The sequence below is a fragment of the Thermopolyspora sp. NPDC052614 genome (assembly GCF_040678635.1).
Classification (GTDB): domain Bacteria; phylum Actinomycetota; class Actinomycetes; order Streptosporangiales; family Streptosporangiaceae; genus Thermopolyspora.
The window spans coordinates 472,314-488,753 of sequence record NZ_JBFATZ010000005.1; the positions used below are offsets into that span (position 1 = coordinate 472,314).

Below are 16,440 nucleotides of genomic sequence, written 5' to 3' on the forward strand. Positions count from 1 at the left end.
CTCAAACCCCTCAAACCCGTCGAGGCTGGGGCAGATCGTGCGGCGCAACCTCACCGCCTACGGGTTCATGTGCGGTGCGCTGTTCTGTTTCGCGATCTTCGCCTGGTATCCGATGGTGCGGGAGTTCATCCTGGGCTTCCAGCGGACGAACCTCATCGACCCGCCCGAATGGGTGGGGCTGGAGAACTTCCGCGCCGTCGTCCAGGACCCGGCGTTCGGGCAGGCGTGGCTGAACACGATCGCGTTCACGCTGCTGGCCCTGGTGTGCGGGTACGCGGTGCCGTTCGTGGTCGCGCTGGTGCTCAACGAGCTGCGGCACGCGCGGGCGTACCTGAGGTTCGTGGTGTACCTGCCGGTCATGCTGCCGCCGATCGTCACGGTGCTGCTGTTCCGCTGGCTGCTCGACCCGGGTCCCGGCCTGTTCAACCAGGTGCTGGACTTCTTCCACCTGCCGCCGCTGGCCTGGCTCGACTCGGCCGACACCGCGCTGATCTCGCTGGTGCTGGTGTCGACGTGGATGAACATGGGCTCGGCGACGCTGATCTACCTGGCGGCGCTGCAGAACATCCCGCCCGAGCTGTACGAGGCCGCCGAGCTCGACGGGGCGGGGGTGTTCCGCCGGATCCGGCACATCACGATCCCGCAGACCCGGCTGATCCTGCTGCTCATGCTCATGCTGCAGATCGTGGCGACGATGCAGGTGTTCATCGAGCCGTACATGCTCACCGGCGGCGGCCCGGAGAACGCCACCGTCACCGTCGCGTACCTGATGTACCAGTACGCGTTCGTGTACGGCGGCAACTACGGCGCGGGCGGCGCCCTCGGGATGATGCTCATGATCGTGCTGCTCGCCTTCGCCGCCGTGCAGTTGCGGCTGACCCGTGACGACAAGAGCTGAGGGGACCAGATGCCGAACCTCACCCTGGACCGGCCGCCCGCCCCCTCCCGCGCGGGCGGGGCCGCGCGCCGCCGCCGGCCGCGGCGACCGCGCCGCAGGATCGAGACGCAGGTACGGACGATCATCTCGCCGCACCAGCTCAACTCGCCGTGGGGGCGGCGGATCTACTGGGCCGTGCTCGTCACGGTGATCGTCGTGTTCACGCTGGTGTTCGTGTTCCCGCTGTACTGGATGGTCACGGGGGCGATGAAGACCGGCGACGAGATCGCCCGGATGCCGCCGACGCTGTTTCCCGCCGAGCCCACGCTGGACGCGTTCGCCGAGGCGTGGGAGCTGTTCGACATCGGCCTGCTGCTGCGGAACACGACCTTCTACGCCCTCGGGGGCTGGCTGTTCGCGATGGCGGTGGACGTGACGGCGGCGTTCGCGCTGTCGAAGCTGCGGCCCGCGTTCGGGAACGTGATCCTCGGCGCGATGCTGGCCACGCTGATGATCCCGCCGATGGTGGTGCTCATCCCCACCTACCTGACGATCGTGGACGTGCCGATCTTCGGCTGGCATCTGCTGAACACGCCGTGGGCGCTGTGGTTCCCGGCGGCGGCCAACGGGTTCAACATCTTCCTGCTCAAGCGGTTCTTCGACTCGATCCCGCGGGAGCTGCTTGAGGCGGCGGCGATCGACGGGGCCGGGCCGCTGCGGATCCTGTGGTCGGTGGTGATCCCGGTGTCCCGGCCGATCCTCGGCGTCGTCTCGATCTTCACGATCGTCAACGCGTACCGGGACTTCGTCCTGCCGCTGCTCGTGCTGCCGGACAGCGACAAGATGACGATCAGCGTGGGCCTGTCGCAGACGGCGGGGGCGGTGAGCCAGAACGCCATCATGGGCGGCCTGGTGATCGCCAGCGTTCCGGCGATCATCGTGTTCTTCGTGTTCCAGCGGCACATCATGGCCGGCCTCACCGCCGGCAGCCTCAAGGGCTGATCTTCCACCGATCCTGTTCATTTCCGTCCGAGTTCCATCGACGCGCAAGGAGTTGTCCTCGGCATGTCCGAAACGTGGTGGCGGGGCGCCGCGATCTACCAGGTCTATCCGCGCAGCTTCGCCGACGGCAACGGCGACGGCGTCGGCGACCTGGCGGGGCTGCGGTCACGCCTGCCGTACCTGTCCGATCTCGGCGTGAACGCCGTGTGGATCACCCCCTGGTATCCGTCGCCGCTCGCCGACGGCGGCTACGACGTCGCCGACTACCGCGACATCGACCCGGTCTTCGGCACGCTCGCCGAGGCCGAGCGGTTCATCGCGGAGGCGCACGCACGCGACATCAAGGTCATCATCGACGTGGTGCCGAACCACAGCTCGACGGCGAGCGAATGGTTCAAGCAGGCCCTCGCCGCCGGGCCCGGCTCGCCGGAACGCGAGCGCTTCTGGTTCCGCGACGAGCCCGGCGAATGGCGGTCGATCTTCGGCGGGCCGGCGTGGACGCAGGTGCCCGACGGGCAGTGGTACCTGCACCTGTTCGCGCCCGAGCAGCCCGACCTCAACTGGACGAACCCGGAGGTGCACGCGGAGTTCCACGACGTGCTGCGGTTCTGGTTCGACCGCGGCGTGGACGGCATCCGGATCGACTCGGCCGCGCTGCTCGCCAAGCCCGAGGGCCTGACCGGCCGGTTCGAGGACCTCGACGAGGTGCACGACGTCTACCGGAGCTGGCGCCGGATCAGCGACGAGTACGGCGGACGCGTCCTCATCGGCGAGGTGTGGCTGCCCGACCAGGAGCGCTTCGCGCGCTACCTGCGGCCCGACGAGCTGCACACCGCGTTCAACTTCGACTTCCTCGCCTGCCCGTGGGACCCGGCCCGGCTGCGCTCGGTCATCGAGCGGACCCTCGCCACCCACGTCCCGCTGGGCGCGCCGCCCACCTGGGTGCTGTCCAACCACGACGTCGCCCGGGTCGTCACCCGGTACGGCAGGGCCGACACCTCGTGGGACCACGGCGACCGCCGCGACGGCGTGCCCTCCGACCTCGGCCTCGGCTTCCGCCGCGCCCGCGCCGCCGCCCTGCTGGCGATGGCGCTGCCCGGCGGCGTCTACATCTACCAGGGCGAGGAGCTCGGCCTGCCCGAGGTCGACGACATCCCCGGCGAGCTGCGGCAGGACCCGATCTGGACCCGCTCCGGCCACACCGTGCCCGGCCGCGACGGCTGCCGCGTCCCGCTGCCCTGGTCGGGCGACGAGCCGCCGTTCGGGTTCGGCGCCGGACGCCCGTGGCTGCCGCAGCCGGAGGACTGGCGCAAGCTCACCGTCGAGGCGCAGACCGCCGATCTCGGCTCCATGCTCACGCTCTACCGCACCGCCCTGCGCATCCGCGCCCGGCTGCTCGGCGACGGCACGCTCACCTGGCGGGAGCACGGCCCCGAGGTGCTCGCGTTCACCCGCGACTCCGGCCTCACCTGCGTGACCAACCTGTCGGCCGCCCCGGTTCCCCTTCCGCCGCACGAGGAGATCCTGCTGACCAGCGGCCCGCTGGACGAGGGCCTCCTGCCGCCCGACACCACCGCCTGGCTCATGTGACACCCGCCTCCCGTCCTCCTCCAACTCGGCGCGCCGTACATAACGGGCCGTAAGAAGGGCAGTTACTCCTTGCGAGCGGCCGATGTCTCCGGGGCACGGCGCACGAGGGGGCACGAGGGGTACGAGGAGGCATGCGGGGGCATGCGGGGGAACGCCGGGGGGCTGCATGCGGCCGGGTGACCGCACAGTGGTCGTGGGAGCGGGGCTCGCCGGGCTGGCCGCGGCCGTCCGGCTCGCCGCCGCCGGGCGCGAGGTCGTGGTGGTGGAGGCCGCCGACGGTCCCGGCGGGTGCTGCGGGGCCGAGCGGGCGGGGCCGTACCGGTTCGACGTCGGCCCGTCGGTGCTGACCATGCCCGGCGTGCTCGCCGCGCTGTTCGCCGAGGCGGGCGAGGACCTGCACGCGTGGCTGCCGCTACGGCGGCTGGACCCCGCCTACCGGCTGGTTTTCCACGATGGCTCCCGGCTGGACGTCGTGCCCGACCGGGACATCATGGCCGAACGGGTGCGGGAGCTGTGCGGCCCGGCCGAGGCCGCCCGCTACCTGGCCTACCGGCGGCGGCTCGGCGAGCTGTTCGCGGTGGAGTGGCCGGCGTTCATCGACGCCGACACCGCGCGGCTCCGGTCGCTGCTGCGCCCGGCGACGCTGCTGCGACTGGCCGCGCTCGGCGGATTCCGGCGGCTGGACCGGCTGGCCGCCGCCCATCTGCGCGACCATCGGCTCATCCGGGCGCACACCTTCCAGGCCATGTACGTCGGGCTGTCGCCGCGCCGGGCGCTCGGCGTGTACGCGGTCGTCGCCCACATGGATCTGGTCGGCGGCGTCTACTTCCCCGAACGCGGGGGCATGGCCGCCGTGCCCGCCGCCCTCGCGGCCCTGGCGGAGAAGAAGGGCGCGGTGTTCCGGTACGGCTCGCGCGCCGAGCGCGTCGAGACCGGCGGCGACGGCGTGCGCGGCGTCCGCCTCGCCGGCGGGGAGACGCTGCGGGCGGGCCAGGTGATCGTGGCGTGCGACCTGCCCGCCGCGCACGCGACCGGCCTGCTGCCGAAGGCGGCGGCCGACTGGCGGCTGCGCCGCCCCCGCTACTCCCCCTCCTGCCTGGTGATCCACGCGGGCCTCGACCGGCCGCTGCCCGGCCAGGCCCACCACACGCTGCACTTCGGCCGGGCCTGGCACGCCACGTTCGACGCGCTCGAACGCGGCCTGCCCCAGCCGGACCCCAGCCTGCTCGTCACCTGCCCGCCCGCCGACGCCGACACGGCCCCCGACGGGCACGCGGTGATCAGCGTCCTGGAACCGGCCCCCAACCTGCTGCGGACGGACTGGGACCGGCTGCGCCCGGCGCTGGAGGAGCGGCTGCTCGCGCGGATGACCGCCCTCGGCTATCCGGACCTGTCCGCTCGCCCCCGCCTCGTCATCGACCCGCCCGCCTGGGCGCGGCGCGGCCACACGGCGGGCACGCCGTTCGCGCTGGACCAGCGATTCACGCAGACCGCCTGGTTCCGCCCCTCGCCCGTCGCCCGACGCGTCCCCGGCCTGCATCTGGCGGGCATGTACACCGCACCCGGCATCGGCGTACCGCCCGTGCTCGTCTCGGGCCGGCTCGCCGCCGAACGCGTCCTGCAGGAGCCGCGATGACGACCCTCACCGCCAGCTACGAACGCTGCCGCCGGCTGCACGCCCGCCACGGCCGCTCCTACTATCTCGCCACGCGCCTGCTGCCCGGCTGGAAGCGGCGGCACGTGCACGCCCTGTACGGCTTCGCCCGCTACGCCGACGAGATCGTCGACTCCTTCGACGTCCGCGGCGACCGCGCCGCCGCCCTGGACGCGTTCGCCTCGCAGGTCGCGGCCGGGCTCGCCGGGGAGCCGGTGCGGGACCCGGTCCTGCCCGCCTTCCTGCACACGGTCCGGTCCTTCGGCGTCGCCCACGGCGACATCGCCGCGTTCCTGCGGTCGATGCGCGCCGACCTCACCGTCACCCGCTACGCGACCTACGACGACCTGCTCGGCTACATGGAGGGCTCCGCCGCCGTCATCGGCACCATGATGCTGCCCATCCTGGAGACCGTGCCGTCGGCACGCGACGAGGCGCGGGAGCCCGCCCGCCGGCTCGGCCTCGCCTTCCAGCTCACCAACTTCCTGCGCGACGTCGCCGAGGACCTCGCCCGGGACCGCATCTACCTGCCGCTTGAGGACATGGCCGCGTTCGGCGTCACCGAGGCGGACCTGCGAGGGCCGAGCACCGGCCGGGCGGTCCGCGAGCTGCTCGCCTTCGAGGCGAGCCGGGCACGCGAGCACTACGCGGCCGCCGCGCCTGGCATCGCGATGCTCATCCCGTCGTCCCGGCCCTGCATCCGCGCGGCCAGGGAGCTGTACGGGGGCATCCTGACCGAGATCGAACGCAGCGGCTTCGCGGTGCTTGAGCGGCGGGCCCGGGTGCCGCGACGGCGCAAGCTCGCCACATTCGCCCGCCACCTGCTGCTGTCGGCCGCGACCGGCAGGGCCGAACTCCGCGCCGTCGTGGACGCGCCATGACCGGCGGCGAGCCCCGCGCGCCCTCGAGCGCGGCGATCGGCGGCGGGACCGGCGAAATGACCGGCGACATAACCGACCGGGCCGCCGACACGGCGACGCACCCGGTGACCGACGCGGAAACACGACAAGAGCCCCGACAAGAGCACCGCGCGGCGACCGGCGGGGCCACCGGCGCGGCGACGCGCGAGGCGACCACCGGGGCCACCGGCGGGGTGACGGCAGAGCGCCGCACCAGAGGGAACGTCGTCCTCGATGGGATGGGCGGCGACCACGGCCCGGCCGAGGCGGTGGCTGGGGCCGTCCTGGCGCATCGCGTCCACGGGGTGCCCGTCCTGCTCACCGGCCGGGAGGCGGATCTGCTGCCGCTGCTGCGCCGCCACGACGCGATCGGCGAGATCCCCGTCGTGCACGCCCCCGACGCCGTCCCGATGAGCGAGCGCGGCACGGCCGCGAGCCCGGACTCCAGCCTGGCGATCGGCTGCGAACTCGTCCGGGACGGAACCGCCGCCGCCCTGGTGTCGGCGGGTTCCACGGGCGCGGTCGTGAGCTGCGCCATGCGGAGCATCGGCCGGGCCGAGGACGTCGCGCGACCCGCGCTCGCCGTCGCCCTTCCGCAGCTGGGCGGCGGCACGAGCATCCTCATCGACGCCGGGGCGACGCCCGACCCCACCCCCGAGATGATCGGACGGTTCGCCCTGCTCGGCGTGGAGTACGCGCGGAACGTCCTCGGCGTGGCCGCCCCCGTCGCCGGCCTGCTGTCCATCGGCTCGGAGCCCGGCAAGGGCAACCGGCTCACCCGCGGGGCCGCGCAGGTGCTGGCGGAGACGCCGGTGCGCTTCCACGGCATGATCGAGGGCCACGACGTGCTCGCGGGCGTCGTGGACGTGATCGTCACCGACGGCTTCACCGGCAACGTCGTGCTGAAGACCATCGAGGGCTGCGTACGCACCACCCTCGCCATGGTCGCCGCCGCAGGCCCGGCCCCGCCGCCCGCCCTGGCCGAGGTGGGCGGCCGCTACGACCCGCGTACCCACGGCGGCGCGGCGCTCCTCGGCCTGCGCGGCACCGTCGTCGTCGCCCACGGCTCCTCCACCGCCGAGACCATCGCGCGGGCCTGCGTGGTCGCGCACGCACTGGCCCGCGTCCCTCCCGCGAGCGCGGCGACCACGTCGTCCGGCAGCGGCCCGGTGCGCGAGGGTCATGATTGAGCGCTCCGATCGGCTTGGCGATCCCGTGCGACGCGCGGCACGAGGCACGGTACGAGGCACTGTACGAGGCACTGCTGGGGCGTGGTCAGCGCAAGGGGTCGCGCGCGTCCCAGGTGCCTTCACTCGCATAGGGGGCGAACCGGGCGAACAACTCCTCGCGATACCAGCCGTGGTCTCTGACCAGCCGGATGACCCGGCCGTGCGCGGCGGTCCGATAGGCGAAGGCGTTCGCGGCTTCGGCGTCCCGCCACAGGGAGAACGTGGCCTGCCGGGCGAGCGGCCACTCCCCCACGCCGACGGAGGCCAGCCGCCCCTCCTGCTCCCGGAGCACCCGGTCCACCTCGGGCACGGCGCGGTAGAACGCCACCATTCGGGTGGCTCTGATCGACGCCCTCGTCAGTACGGCCAGCGGCCCGCCGGGCGGCGTCTCGGGAAAGGCCACCCCGGCGAACGGGTCGGCACCGCCCCAGCGCCCCTTCGACGCGAGCGGCATCAGCCGTACCTGCCAGAACTCCACCGCCTCGGCCCGCCAGCGGGCGGCGATCGGCGAACGCCGCAGGAACGCGTCGAGGTCCCCCTCGCCGCGCCATACCGCGAACAGCGCCCACCGGCGCAGATCCGCCCCGAGCGACATGGACGTGCCGCGTCCGGTACCCAGCAGCCGCCAAAAACGCAGACCCTCGGTGCCGCGCAGAAGCGGCCGGTCGAAGGCCATGTGCCGCATCCCGCCCAGATCGCCGTAACGAACGAGGTGGAACGACGCCATGATCGAGACACTGCTGTCCTTCATCGGCGGCTACCTCGCCGGTTCCGTGCCGGTCGCCCTGCTGGTGGGGCGGGCGCACGGATTCGACCCACGCGAGGTCGGCGACCGCAACCCGGGCTTCTGGAACGTCAAGGAGCGGCTGGGCGCGCGGCACGCCGTACCGGTGTTCGTCGGCGACCTGCTCAAGGGCACCGCGGCCGGGCTGCTCGGCCTGTCGGCGGGCGGCTGGCAGACCGGTGACCTCGGCGTCCCCACCGGAGCGAGCGTCGTGCCGGTGTACGCGGCCGTGGCCGGCGCGATGATCGGACACGCCTGGCCGATCTTCGCCCGATTCCGCGGCGGGCGCTCGGTCCTGACCTTCGCAGGAGGCATGGCCGTCATCTGCCCGCCCGCCTTCGCGCTGGCGGTACTGGCCCTCGTCGTCGTCTCGCAGGTCACCCGCTCGTTCGCGATCGGCGCCCGAGTGGCCGTGTTCGCCATCCCGGCGCTGCAGGCGCTGTTCACGCCCCTCGCGCAGGTGGCGGCCACCGGGGCGCTGATGTGCCTCATCGGGCTGCGCTTCGGCCAGGCCGCGCTGGCGGCACGTCGTCGCAGCCCCCGCCGGGCCGGGGCCGGGTGAGCGAGCCGTCACGATCACACTCACGACACCGCCTCGCCCAGAGCCGCCCCAGCGAGAGCGCGGCCTCACGCGGGTAGCGACGTCCGCGCCAGGAACGAACCGGACGCACGGTGGCCCAGGTGAGGCGGAGCGCTGCGGCCGGATCCAGCAATGGTGACAGCCAGAGACCGAGTCCTGGCACCGCATAGCTGCCGCGCAGCGCCGCGATCAGCAGCCAGCGCGCCGCCAGCAGGCCCAAATCCAGCCGGGACGGCCTGCCCACCACCAACCGCAGCACGGGCAACGCCGCCACCAGCCACAACACCGCCAAATCCGCCGCCTGCCGATCCGGCCGCGTCACATCGTGCAGCGGCAGCGAGCGCCCCCACTCCCGCCACAGTTCGGCCGCCGACTCATGCATGTCCACTTCCAGCAGCCCGCCCGCGTCCAAGAACGCCACCGACCAGCCGCGCCCGGCGAGATACCGGGCGAGCGCCACGTCGTCGGTCATGCGATCCCGCACCCGCGCGAACCCATCAACCTCCAGCATCCGGCTCCGCCGAAAGGCCAGGCACTGACCGTTCGCGATCACCCGATGCGGTGGCGGCGCCACGGCGGACCCGATCGGCCCAAACCGATACACCAGGGTCGCGAGGAACGCGCCGTGCAATGCCTGCTCCAGCGGCCCATCACAGACAAATCTCGGCCCGACGCTGACCAGGTCCCGCCCGTCCAGCGCCGCGACGAGGGCCGCGAACAGCCCCGGCGCGGGCCGGGTATCGGCGTCCAGCGTGACGACCACCTCCCCGCAGGCCGCCGCGACCCCCTGCCGCAACGCCCACTGCTTGCCCACCCATCCAGCGGGCGGCGGCACACCGACGACGACCTTCGCCCCCAGCTTCGCGGCCAGACGCGCGGTACCGTCCCGAGACCCGTCATCCACCACGATGACCTCCCCCACAGCAGGGTCGGCAAGCGCCGCCCGCAGGCACGGCCCAATGCGATGCTCCTCATCACGGGCGGGCACTACGACCGACACCCCACCGGGCCACGCCCCCTCCCGTGCCGCCCCGCACGCCCGTCCCGGCGCACTCACCGGATCGCGCCGCTCGACCGTGGACAGCGGCTTCGCAAGCGGCGGCAGACGGCGACGGCCTCGGGAGAGACGGGCGGCGACCACGGCCACGGCAACGGCCTGCGCGACATCCAGCGGGCGAATCCTCATCGGCCGTCCCGGATGACGTCGGCGGGCCGGAAGTCCTCCGCGATCAGACGGGCGACGATCCGGGCGCCCATGGCCACCAAGGGCAGGCCGCCGCCGGGGTGGACCGAGCCGCCGACCAGGTAGAGGCCGCGTCGGGGGCCGCGGTTGCCCGGGCGCAGGAATGGGGCGAAGACGCCGTTGGTCGCGCCGCCGTATATCGCGCCGCCCCACGATGCGTAGCGGTCGCGCAGGTCGGCGGGGGTGAACAGGTCGACGAAACGGAGGCGTCCGGACAGGTCGTGGCCGCGCCGGGCCAGCTTTTCCAGGATCATGTCTCGGTACGACTCGGCGCTTTGCGGCCAGCGGGCGGGGTCCCTGGCCGGTACGTTGACCAGCATCACCCAGTTCTCCGCGCCTTTCGGGGCCTGGGAGTGGTCGTCCACGGCCGAGCAGCCGATGTAGACGGTGGGGTCGCGCGGGGGGCGGCCCGCGCCGAAGATGTCGCGGAACTCCTGCCGGTAGTCGGCGGAGAACACGATCGAGTGATGCGGCAGGCCCGGCGTGCGGCCCTCCACTCCGGCGAGGAGCAGCAACGCCGACGAGGACGGGCCGAGCCTGGCGATGCGGCGCAGGCGACGGCGGTCGGGCAGCAGGCGGCCGTACAGTTGGGCGGCGTCGGTGTTGGCCACCACGATGTCGGCGGGGACGCGTTCGCCGTCCGTGAGCCGTACCCCGGTCACCTGGTCGGCGGAGGTGATGATTTCGGACACTCGCGTTTCGAGGGCGACCTCCACGCCCGCCTCCCGCAGGAGCGTCGCGAGATCGTCGGCGAGGCGGGGCAGGCCGCCGGGCACGTACCAGCCGCCCTGGCCGTGCTCCAGTGCCGGGATGCAGCCGAGGGCCGCCGGGGCACGGTACGGATCGGAGCCGGAGTAGGTGGCGTAGCGGTCGACGTACTGCACGAGGCGGGGGTCGCGGAAGAAGCGCCGGGCCAGGTGGTGCAGGGTGCGTCCCGGCGCGACCGCCGCCAAGTCGTCCAGGCGCGCGCCGCGGGTCGGGCGACCGAACGGGCCGGCGAAGTAGGTGCGCTCGGCGGCGGCCAGGCAGCGCGCGGCCCAGGCGTGGAACGCCTTCCAGGCCGCGCCCTCGCCGGGGGCGAGCCGTTCCACCTCGGCGGCCATCGACTCGGGGTCGCGACGCGCCGTCAGCGTCGAGCCGTCGGCGAACCGGTAGCGGCACAGTTCGGCGGGCTCGACGAGGTCCAGCCGGAGGCCGAGGTCGCGGAACACCTGCGGCATCGTGAGCAGCGACGGTCCCAGGGAGAGAGCGAAGCCGTCGCGGCGGTGCTCGGCGAGTTTGCCGCCCAGCCGTGGCAGCCGTTCGAACAGCCGGACCCGATGACCGTCGCGGGCGAGCAGCAAAGCCGCCGCCATCCCGCCCACGCCGCCGCCGATCACCGTCACCCGCGCCACGATCGTCTCCACCCCCGCGCACGTCCGGGCAGGACCATCCATCGAGACATCCGTCCCCAGCCCTGCCGCCGTACCCAGGCGAGTCCGCGTCCGGGCCACAGCCCACCGCCCGGCTCCCGCACACCGTCCGGTTCCCGCACATAGCCCGGCCTGTCTTCGCCTCCTGATTCCCGCTGGGCGGCCGATGCGTCCGGCTCCCGTAGACGTCCCCGGTTCCGTACGAAACCTGCTTGTCGCGTGCGCCCCGGCTCCCGTCCGCGCCGCCACGCCATCAAGGCGAACGCGCCCATGGTCACCCCGCCCAAGGCGGCCACCAGGGGGTCTCGCGGCTCGAAGACGGCTGCGAACGCCAGCGTTTCCATGGCGGCCATCACCGTGTAGAGGGACGTCAGCCCGCGCGACCGGAAAGGGACGCCGAGTGTTCGCCGGATGGCGGCCATGACGAGCAGCGACACCAGGAGCCATCCCGCGAAGTTGGTCAGCGGAACCCCCCGATACGGCCCGCCCTCCGCCCACGTCCACAGCCCCAGCCGGACCATCTGCGGGTCGAGGAACAGGTCCCATCCCGTCAGAGCCGACGCGCCGAGGACCACCGCCCACCGGGTGCTGATCGCCGTGCCGACGCCGTACGCGGCCAGGCCCATCCCGCCCCAGGCGACGCAGACCGTCACCGGCACCGGACCCACCTCCGGCCACAGCACGCCGCTGTACCGGTACTGGCCGAAGGGGAAACCGGTGGACTCCCCGATCGCTTCGGCCGCGTACCCGATCAATGCCGCCGCCGCGAATGCCCTCCCGGCACGCCCCCAGCCTCGCGCGGCGGCGGCGAAGCAGACGGCGCTCACCGCCATGACGGTCACGATCGGGCCGGTGAACCCGGCCGGATTCTCGCTCACCCCGGACGCCACCTGCAGGACGACCATCATGCCCAGGGCGGCGGCTCCCATCGCCCCGGCGGCCACGCGCCCGGTCCGCGCCCTGCGCGCCGTTTCACTCCTATAGTCCGCAGCCGGTGTCCGCAGAGAGACCCCCTCCCGATCGCGTCCCCGCCGGATTCACCCCGGATTCGCCACCGCCCGTATCAGGGCCACGCGCCTTTCTCGCTCTGCCCCCGCCTCGCCCACATCAATCTCGTACGCGGACAAACTCGGACCAACGCCAGCAACGTCGAGGACACGAGGAGTCGAGCCGGTCGGTCGTCCATACCCGGACACCACAAGCACCCGGACACCACAAGCATCCGGACACCGCAAGCACCCGGACAACACAGCGCCCCCGGCACGGTTCGTGTGCGCGGGGGCGTCGTGCGCGGTCCGGAGACCGACGTTCAGGTGGTCACTCCTCCACGAAGAAGCGGTACTGGGCGCGGTACGGCACGCCCTCGGTGTCGCCGTCCTCGCAGGGGCCGGTGGGGGCGGCGCCGCCCTGGGTGGCGAGGCGCTGGATGTAGGTGACGCGGCCGAACAGGCCGTCGCCGCGGTTGTCGGTGGCCTCCAGCAGCAGGAGGGGGATCGTGCCCGTGACCGGCTTGTTGGCGACGGCCTTCCCGACGACGAGCGAGCCGTCGGTGGTCGACTGCCAGGTCGGGCCGCGGAAGTGAATGGCCGCCGTACGGCCGCGCGCGTCGGTCAGGGACGCGGCCGGCTCGACGAACGACCACGTGCCGCCGTTGCACTCGTATACCTGGACTCCGCTCGCGGAGAAGGCTTTGGCCAGGACATGGCCCGCGGGCGGCTTCAGCTCGGGCGGCACCGGGGCGCCGTGGCCCGGCGTCGCTGTAGCGTGAGCGCTTCCGACGGACGCGGCGACCAGGCCGGTCGCGAGCAGACCGATCGACGCGGCGCGGCGCAGCGACGAGCCCGTCGTCTTTGCAAGGCTTCGCAACGTAACCCCTGTTGTTTCTGTGTCGGATGTGGACAGCGCGACCCTACACACTCGACCGACACAGATGAAGGTTTTTCGCAGCAAAAAATGGTTAAGCGCAAGATACGGGTAGATGCCATATGGATATCGTATGGAAGATTAGAGCGAGCAAACCGAACATCTCATGCGCTTCAGCATTTTCAGCAAGTACCATGAGGTAACGAAACCATGCTGATAATTCGGCTTTTGGTATGGCATACCCGATTCGATCGGGCCGAACAAGGGACAGGCCGTCCGGTCGGACCGGCCGCGCGCTCAGCCGACGGCGGCGATCACGGCGCGATGGGTGCCCGCCAGACTCAGGCCGACCCGTGCGGGACGATGGGCCGCCGGTCGTCGCACGGACAACGCGCCGCGATAAATACGAGCGTGCCGCACGCTTGGCCGACGGCGGCGATCACCGTGCGGAGAGTGCGCGCCAGGCTCAGGCCGGGCCCGTCCGGGGCGATCGGCCGTCGGTCGTCGCGCGGATAATACGCCACGATAGATGCGAGCGGCCTCATGCTTCGCCTGCCCAATATGCCAGGCGTACGACTCGCCGTCACGAAACAATGACGAACATGCACTCTTAAGTCACGAAATACCGAATAGGTATCGTCTCGCCGCCCCGCGCCTGACGTCTCGGGCGGCCGATCACCCCTTCCTGGCGGCGAACCGCGCCCGGATGATCTCCGCTCCCCCTCCGCTCCAGCACAGGGCCTGCGCACGGAGTTCCTGTTCGAGGTGGGCGCGGAACCCGATGCCGTACACGCTGGAGTTGAGCACCGACTTGGTCTCCTGGACCCCCAGCGGCGGCTGCCGGGCGATCGTGGCCGCGAGTTCGAGCGCCGCCGCCACGGTCTCCTCGGCGCTCCGGGCGACCTCCGAGACGAGGCCGAGCCGGAGCGCCTCGTCCGCGCCGAGGCTCCCGGCGGTGTAGAACAGCCGCGCGGCGGCGGACACGCCGACCTGGCGGGGCAGCAGCCACGACAGGCCGAGGTCGCCGGCGCTCATGCCGATCCCGACGAACGGCGCGGTGAAGACCGCGTCGGCCGACGCGAGACGGATGTCGCACGCGGCGGCGAGGGCGAACCCGGCACCGACCGCGTGCCCGCCGACGGCGGCGATCACGGGCTGCGGGATGTCCCGCAGCAGCGTGATCGTCTCCACGCCGACGCGCAGCACCCCCAGGATCTCGGGAATCCGCGGGCCGAGCCCGGCCTCGACGTCCAGGCCCGCCGAGAACGCGCGCCCGGCTCCGGAGAGCACGACCACCCGGCAGGTGTCGTCGTCCCCGATGCGGCGCAGCGCGGCGCGCAGCTCGCGGAACGTGCTCTCCCGCAAGGCGTTGAGGCGTTCGGGCCGGTGCAACCGTACGTGGGCGACGGGGCCGTCGGCGATGACCTGGACCTCGGCGGCCGCGGGCGAGGTCGTCATGACATCTCTGGCCAGTAGAGCGCCTTGATGCGGCGCTTGAAGAGCTTGCCGGAGTCCTCGCGCGGCAGGGACTCGTCGAAGACGACCCGCTTGGGGGCCTTGTAGCGGGCGAGCCGGGCGCGCACATGCTCCTGGATCGCCTCGACGGTGGAGTGCGCGCCGGGCCGGAGTTCGACGTGCGCGCAGACGGCCTCGCCGAGGTCCTCGTCGGGGATGCCGAAGACCGCGACGTCGGCGACCGCGTCGAGTTCCAGGATCGCCGCCTCGATCTCGGCCGGGTAGATGTTGACGCCGCCGGCGACGATGACGTCGTTGAGCCGGTCGCTGAGGTAGAGGAAGCCGTCCTCGTCGACGCGGCCGATGTCGCCCACGGTGATGTAGCCGTCCTGCTCGATGGCGGCGCGTTTGTCCGGCTGGTGGAGGTAGGTGAAGTTCGGCCAGCCCGCGATGGCCTTGCCGTACACGATGCCGGTCCCGCCGGTGGGAACCGGACGGCCGTCGGGGTCGAGGATGCGGATGTCGGCCTCGGCGAAGGGGCGGCCGACGGTGCCGGGGTGGGACAGGGAGTCCTCGGAGGTGGCGTAGGTCCAGATGCCGCCCTCGGAGCCGCCGTAGTACTCGGCCACGATCGGGCCGAGCCAGTCGATCATCGCCTCCTTGACCGGGATCGGGCACGGCGCGGCGGCGTGCACGACGGCGCGCAGCGACGACAGGTCGTAGGAGCGGCGCGTCTCCTCCGGCAGGCGCAGCAGCCGCTGGAACATGGTCGGGACCATCTGCACCGACTCGATGCGGTGCTCGGCGATGAGGCGCAGCCACAGCTCGGGGCGGAAGGCCGGCATCACGTGCACGTCGAGGCCCATCGCGACGGCGAACGTCGCCTGCACGTTCGGGGCGGTGTGGTACATCGGCGCGGTGATGAGCGTGCTGCCGCCGGGGCGCATGCCGAAGATCTTCGCGATCGAGGCGACCAGCCGGGGCATCGAGGCCGCGTCGATCGGGTCGCGCAGGATGCCCTTGGCGAGGCCGGTCGTGCCGGAGGTGTAGATGACGCTCATCGGCGGGCGGGTGACCGGGTCCTGCACGGGCTCGTTGTCCTCGATGAGCCGCTCCATCGTCGTGTGCCGGCCGCTGAGCGGGACGTCGCCGAGCCGGTACGTCTCCGCGACCTCCGGCGGCACCTCGGCCTCGATGATGACCACGTCCGGGCCCGCGTACTTCTCCACGCCCGGCAGCAGGTCGCTGTGGGCGATGACGACCTTCGCGCCCGAGTCGTTGAGGAGATGTTCGAGATCGACCCCGGTCCAGTGCCAGTTGACCGGCACCGGCACGGCGCCGATGGGGGTGGCCGCCATGGTCGCCTCCAGGAAGGCGATCTCGTTGCGGAGCACGAGGGCGAAGCGGTCGCCGTGCCCCACACCCAGCCGGCGCAGACCCGCGGCCAGCCGTGCGGCCCGGGTCCGGGCTTCGGAGATCGGGCGGGAGCGGGCGCCGGAGTGGATGGCGGGCTCGGTCATGGGGGCCTCCAGGGAGGTGTCGCGACGCCGCCGGTCGGCGGCCCATTGCTTGGTTATCGGCCCCGGGAGGTACGCGTTTCCCCCGGGGAGCGGTCGAGAGAGAAGATCGCGATCGCGGCTGCCGGGCCGTTCGCCGAGACCTGTGCGCGGCCGGCCCGTCCACGGGCGATCTTCTCTGTGTTCTCCGTCGTCGTTGTCGGTGGCCGTCGCCACGGCCGTTGCCCGGATACCCGTGCGGGTGACCCGTACCCCTGGCCGTTGCCTGGCCTCATCGTCCGCCCGACGCCCCTGGCCGTCGTCTTCAGTCCGGGCGTCGTCCCTGGCCGTACGGC

14 protein-coding genes are annotated in these 16,440 nt (G+C 72.5%); 7 read left to right on the forward strand and 7 right to left on the reverse strand.

The genetic code is table 11. The features are described from left to right. Positions 1–37: 37 nt before the first annotated feature. The 6 genes from AB0K60_RS14235 to AB0K60_RS14260 all read left to right on the forward strand — a co-directional run bounded on the left by AB0K60_RS14235 (position 38) and on the right by AB0K60_RS14260 (position 7,212). Entirely contained in the window at positions 38–898 is an 861-nt protein-coding gene (locus tag AB0K60_RS14235) for a sugar ABC transporter permease (protein ID WP_364053274.1), read from the forward strand. A 9-nt stretch (positions 899–907) separates the two neighbouring features. Next, positions 908–1,879 (forward strand): carbohydrate ABC transporter permease, encoded by a 972-nt coding sequence (locus AB0K60_RS14240; protein ID WP_364053277.1) that lies wholly within the window; start codon positions 908–910, stop codon positions 1,877–1,879. Between the two features lie 63 nt (positions 1,880–1,942). After that, positions 1,943–3,469: an alpha-amylase family glycosyl hydrolase gene (locus tag AB0K60_RS14245; protein WP_364053280.1), complete on the forward strand. Its 1,527-nt coding sequence runs from the start codon at positions 1,943–1,945 to the stop codon at positions 3,467–3,469. Between the two features lie 166 nt (positions 3,470–3,635). Beyond that, a complete protein-coding gene (gene crtI / locus AB0K60_RS14250) occupies positions 3,636–5,105 on the forward strand; it encodes a phytoene desaturase family protein (protein ID WP_364053283.1) in 1,470 nt (489 codons plus the stop codon). Next, a complete protein-coding gene (locus AB0K60_RS14255) occupies positions 5,102–6,004 on the forward strand; it encodes a phytoene/squalene synthase family protein (protein ID WP_364053286.1) in 903 nt (300 codons plus the stop codon). The genes crtI (AB0K60_RS14250) and AB0K60_RS14255 overlap by 4 nt, the downstream gene beginning before the upstream one ends. Then, positions 6,001–7,212, forward strand: a complete 1,212-nt coding sequence (locus AB0K60_RS14260) for a phosphate acyltransferase PlsX (protein WP_364053289.1) — start codon at positions 6,001–6,003, stop codon at positions 7,210–7,212. The genes AB0K60_RS14255 and AB0K60_RS14260 overlap by 4 nt, the downstream gene beginning before the upstream one ends. Positions 7,213–7,297: 85 nt before the next feature. Here AB0K60_RS14260 and AB0K60_RS14265 read toward each other — a convergent pair whose 3' ends face one another. Next, positions 7,298–8,002, reverse strand: coding sequence for a spheroidene monooxygenase (locus AB0K60_RS14265; RefSeq protein ID WP_364053292.1), 705 nt, complete (start codon positions 8,000–8,002; stop codon positions 7,298–7,300). Between AB0K60_RS14265 and AB0K60_RS14270 the strand changes: the two genes are divergently transcribed. Beyond that, a complete protein-coding gene (locus AB0K60_RS14270) occupies positions 7,977–8,597 on the forward strand; it encodes a glycerol-3-phosphate acyltransferase (protein WP_364053295.1) in 621 nt (206 codons plus the stop codon). The two genes, AB0K60_RS14265 and AB0K60_RS14270, sit on opposite strands and share 26 nt — an antisense overlap. On the opposite strand, the gene AB0K60_RS14275 is transcribed toward AB0K60_RS14270, so the two are convergent. The 6 genes from AB0K60_RS14275 to AB0K60_RS14300 all read right to left on the reverse strand — a co-directional run bounded on the left by AB0K60_RS14275 (position 8,524) and on the right by AB0K60_RS14300 (position 16,108). Next, a complete protein-coding gene (locus tag AB0K60_RS14275) occupies positions 8,524–9,801 on the reverse strand; it encodes a glycosyltransferase family 2 protein (RefSeq protein WP_364053298.1) in 1,278 nt (425 codons plus the stop codon). The genes AB0K60_RS14270 and AB0K60_RS14275 overlap by 74 nt on opposite strands. Beyond that, positions 9,798–11,294 carry a phytoene desaturase family protein gene (gene crtI, locus AB0K60_RS14280; protein WP_364053301.1) on the reverse strand — a complete coding sequence of 499 codons (1,497 nt, stop codon included), beginning with the start codon at positions 11,292–11,294 and terminating at the stop codon, positions 9,798–9,800. Before crtI (AB0K60_RS14280) ends, AB0K60_RS14275 begins: the two co-directional genes overlap by 4 nt. Further along, positions 11,240–12,214, reverse strand: a complete 975-nt coding sequence (locus AB0K60_RS14285) for a carotenoid biosynthesis protein (RefSeq protein WP_364053304.1) — start codon at positions 12,212–12,214, stop codon at positions 11,240–11,242. Before AB0K60_RS14285 ends, crtI (AB0K60_RS14280) begins: the two co-directional genes overlap by 55 nt. Before the next feature lie 373 nt (positions 12,215–12,587). Continuing rightward, positions 12,588–13,136, reverse strand: coding sequence for a DUF3455 domain-containing protein (locus AB0K60_RS14290; RefSeq protein WP_364053307.1), 549 nt, complete (start codon positions 13,134–13,136; stop codon positions 12,588–12,590). A 672-nt stretch (positions 13,137–13,808) separates the two neighbouring features. Beyond that, positions 13,809–14,591 carry an enoyl-CoA hydratase/isomerase family protein gene (locus AB0K60_RS14295; RefSeq protein WP_364053310.1) on the reverse strand — a complete coding sequence of 261 codons (783 nt, stop codon included), beginning with the start codon at positions 14,589–14,591 and terminating at the stop codon, positions 13,809–13,811. Next, positions 14,588–16,108, reverse strand: coding sequence for an AMP-binding protein (locus AB0K60_RS14300; protein ID WP_364053313.1), 1,521 nt, complete (start codon positions 16,106–16,108; stop codon positions 14,588–14,590). Before AB0K60_RS14300 ends, AB0K60_RS14295 begins: the two co-directional genes overlap by 4 nt. Between the last annotated feature and the right edge of the window lie 332 nt (positions 16,109–16,440).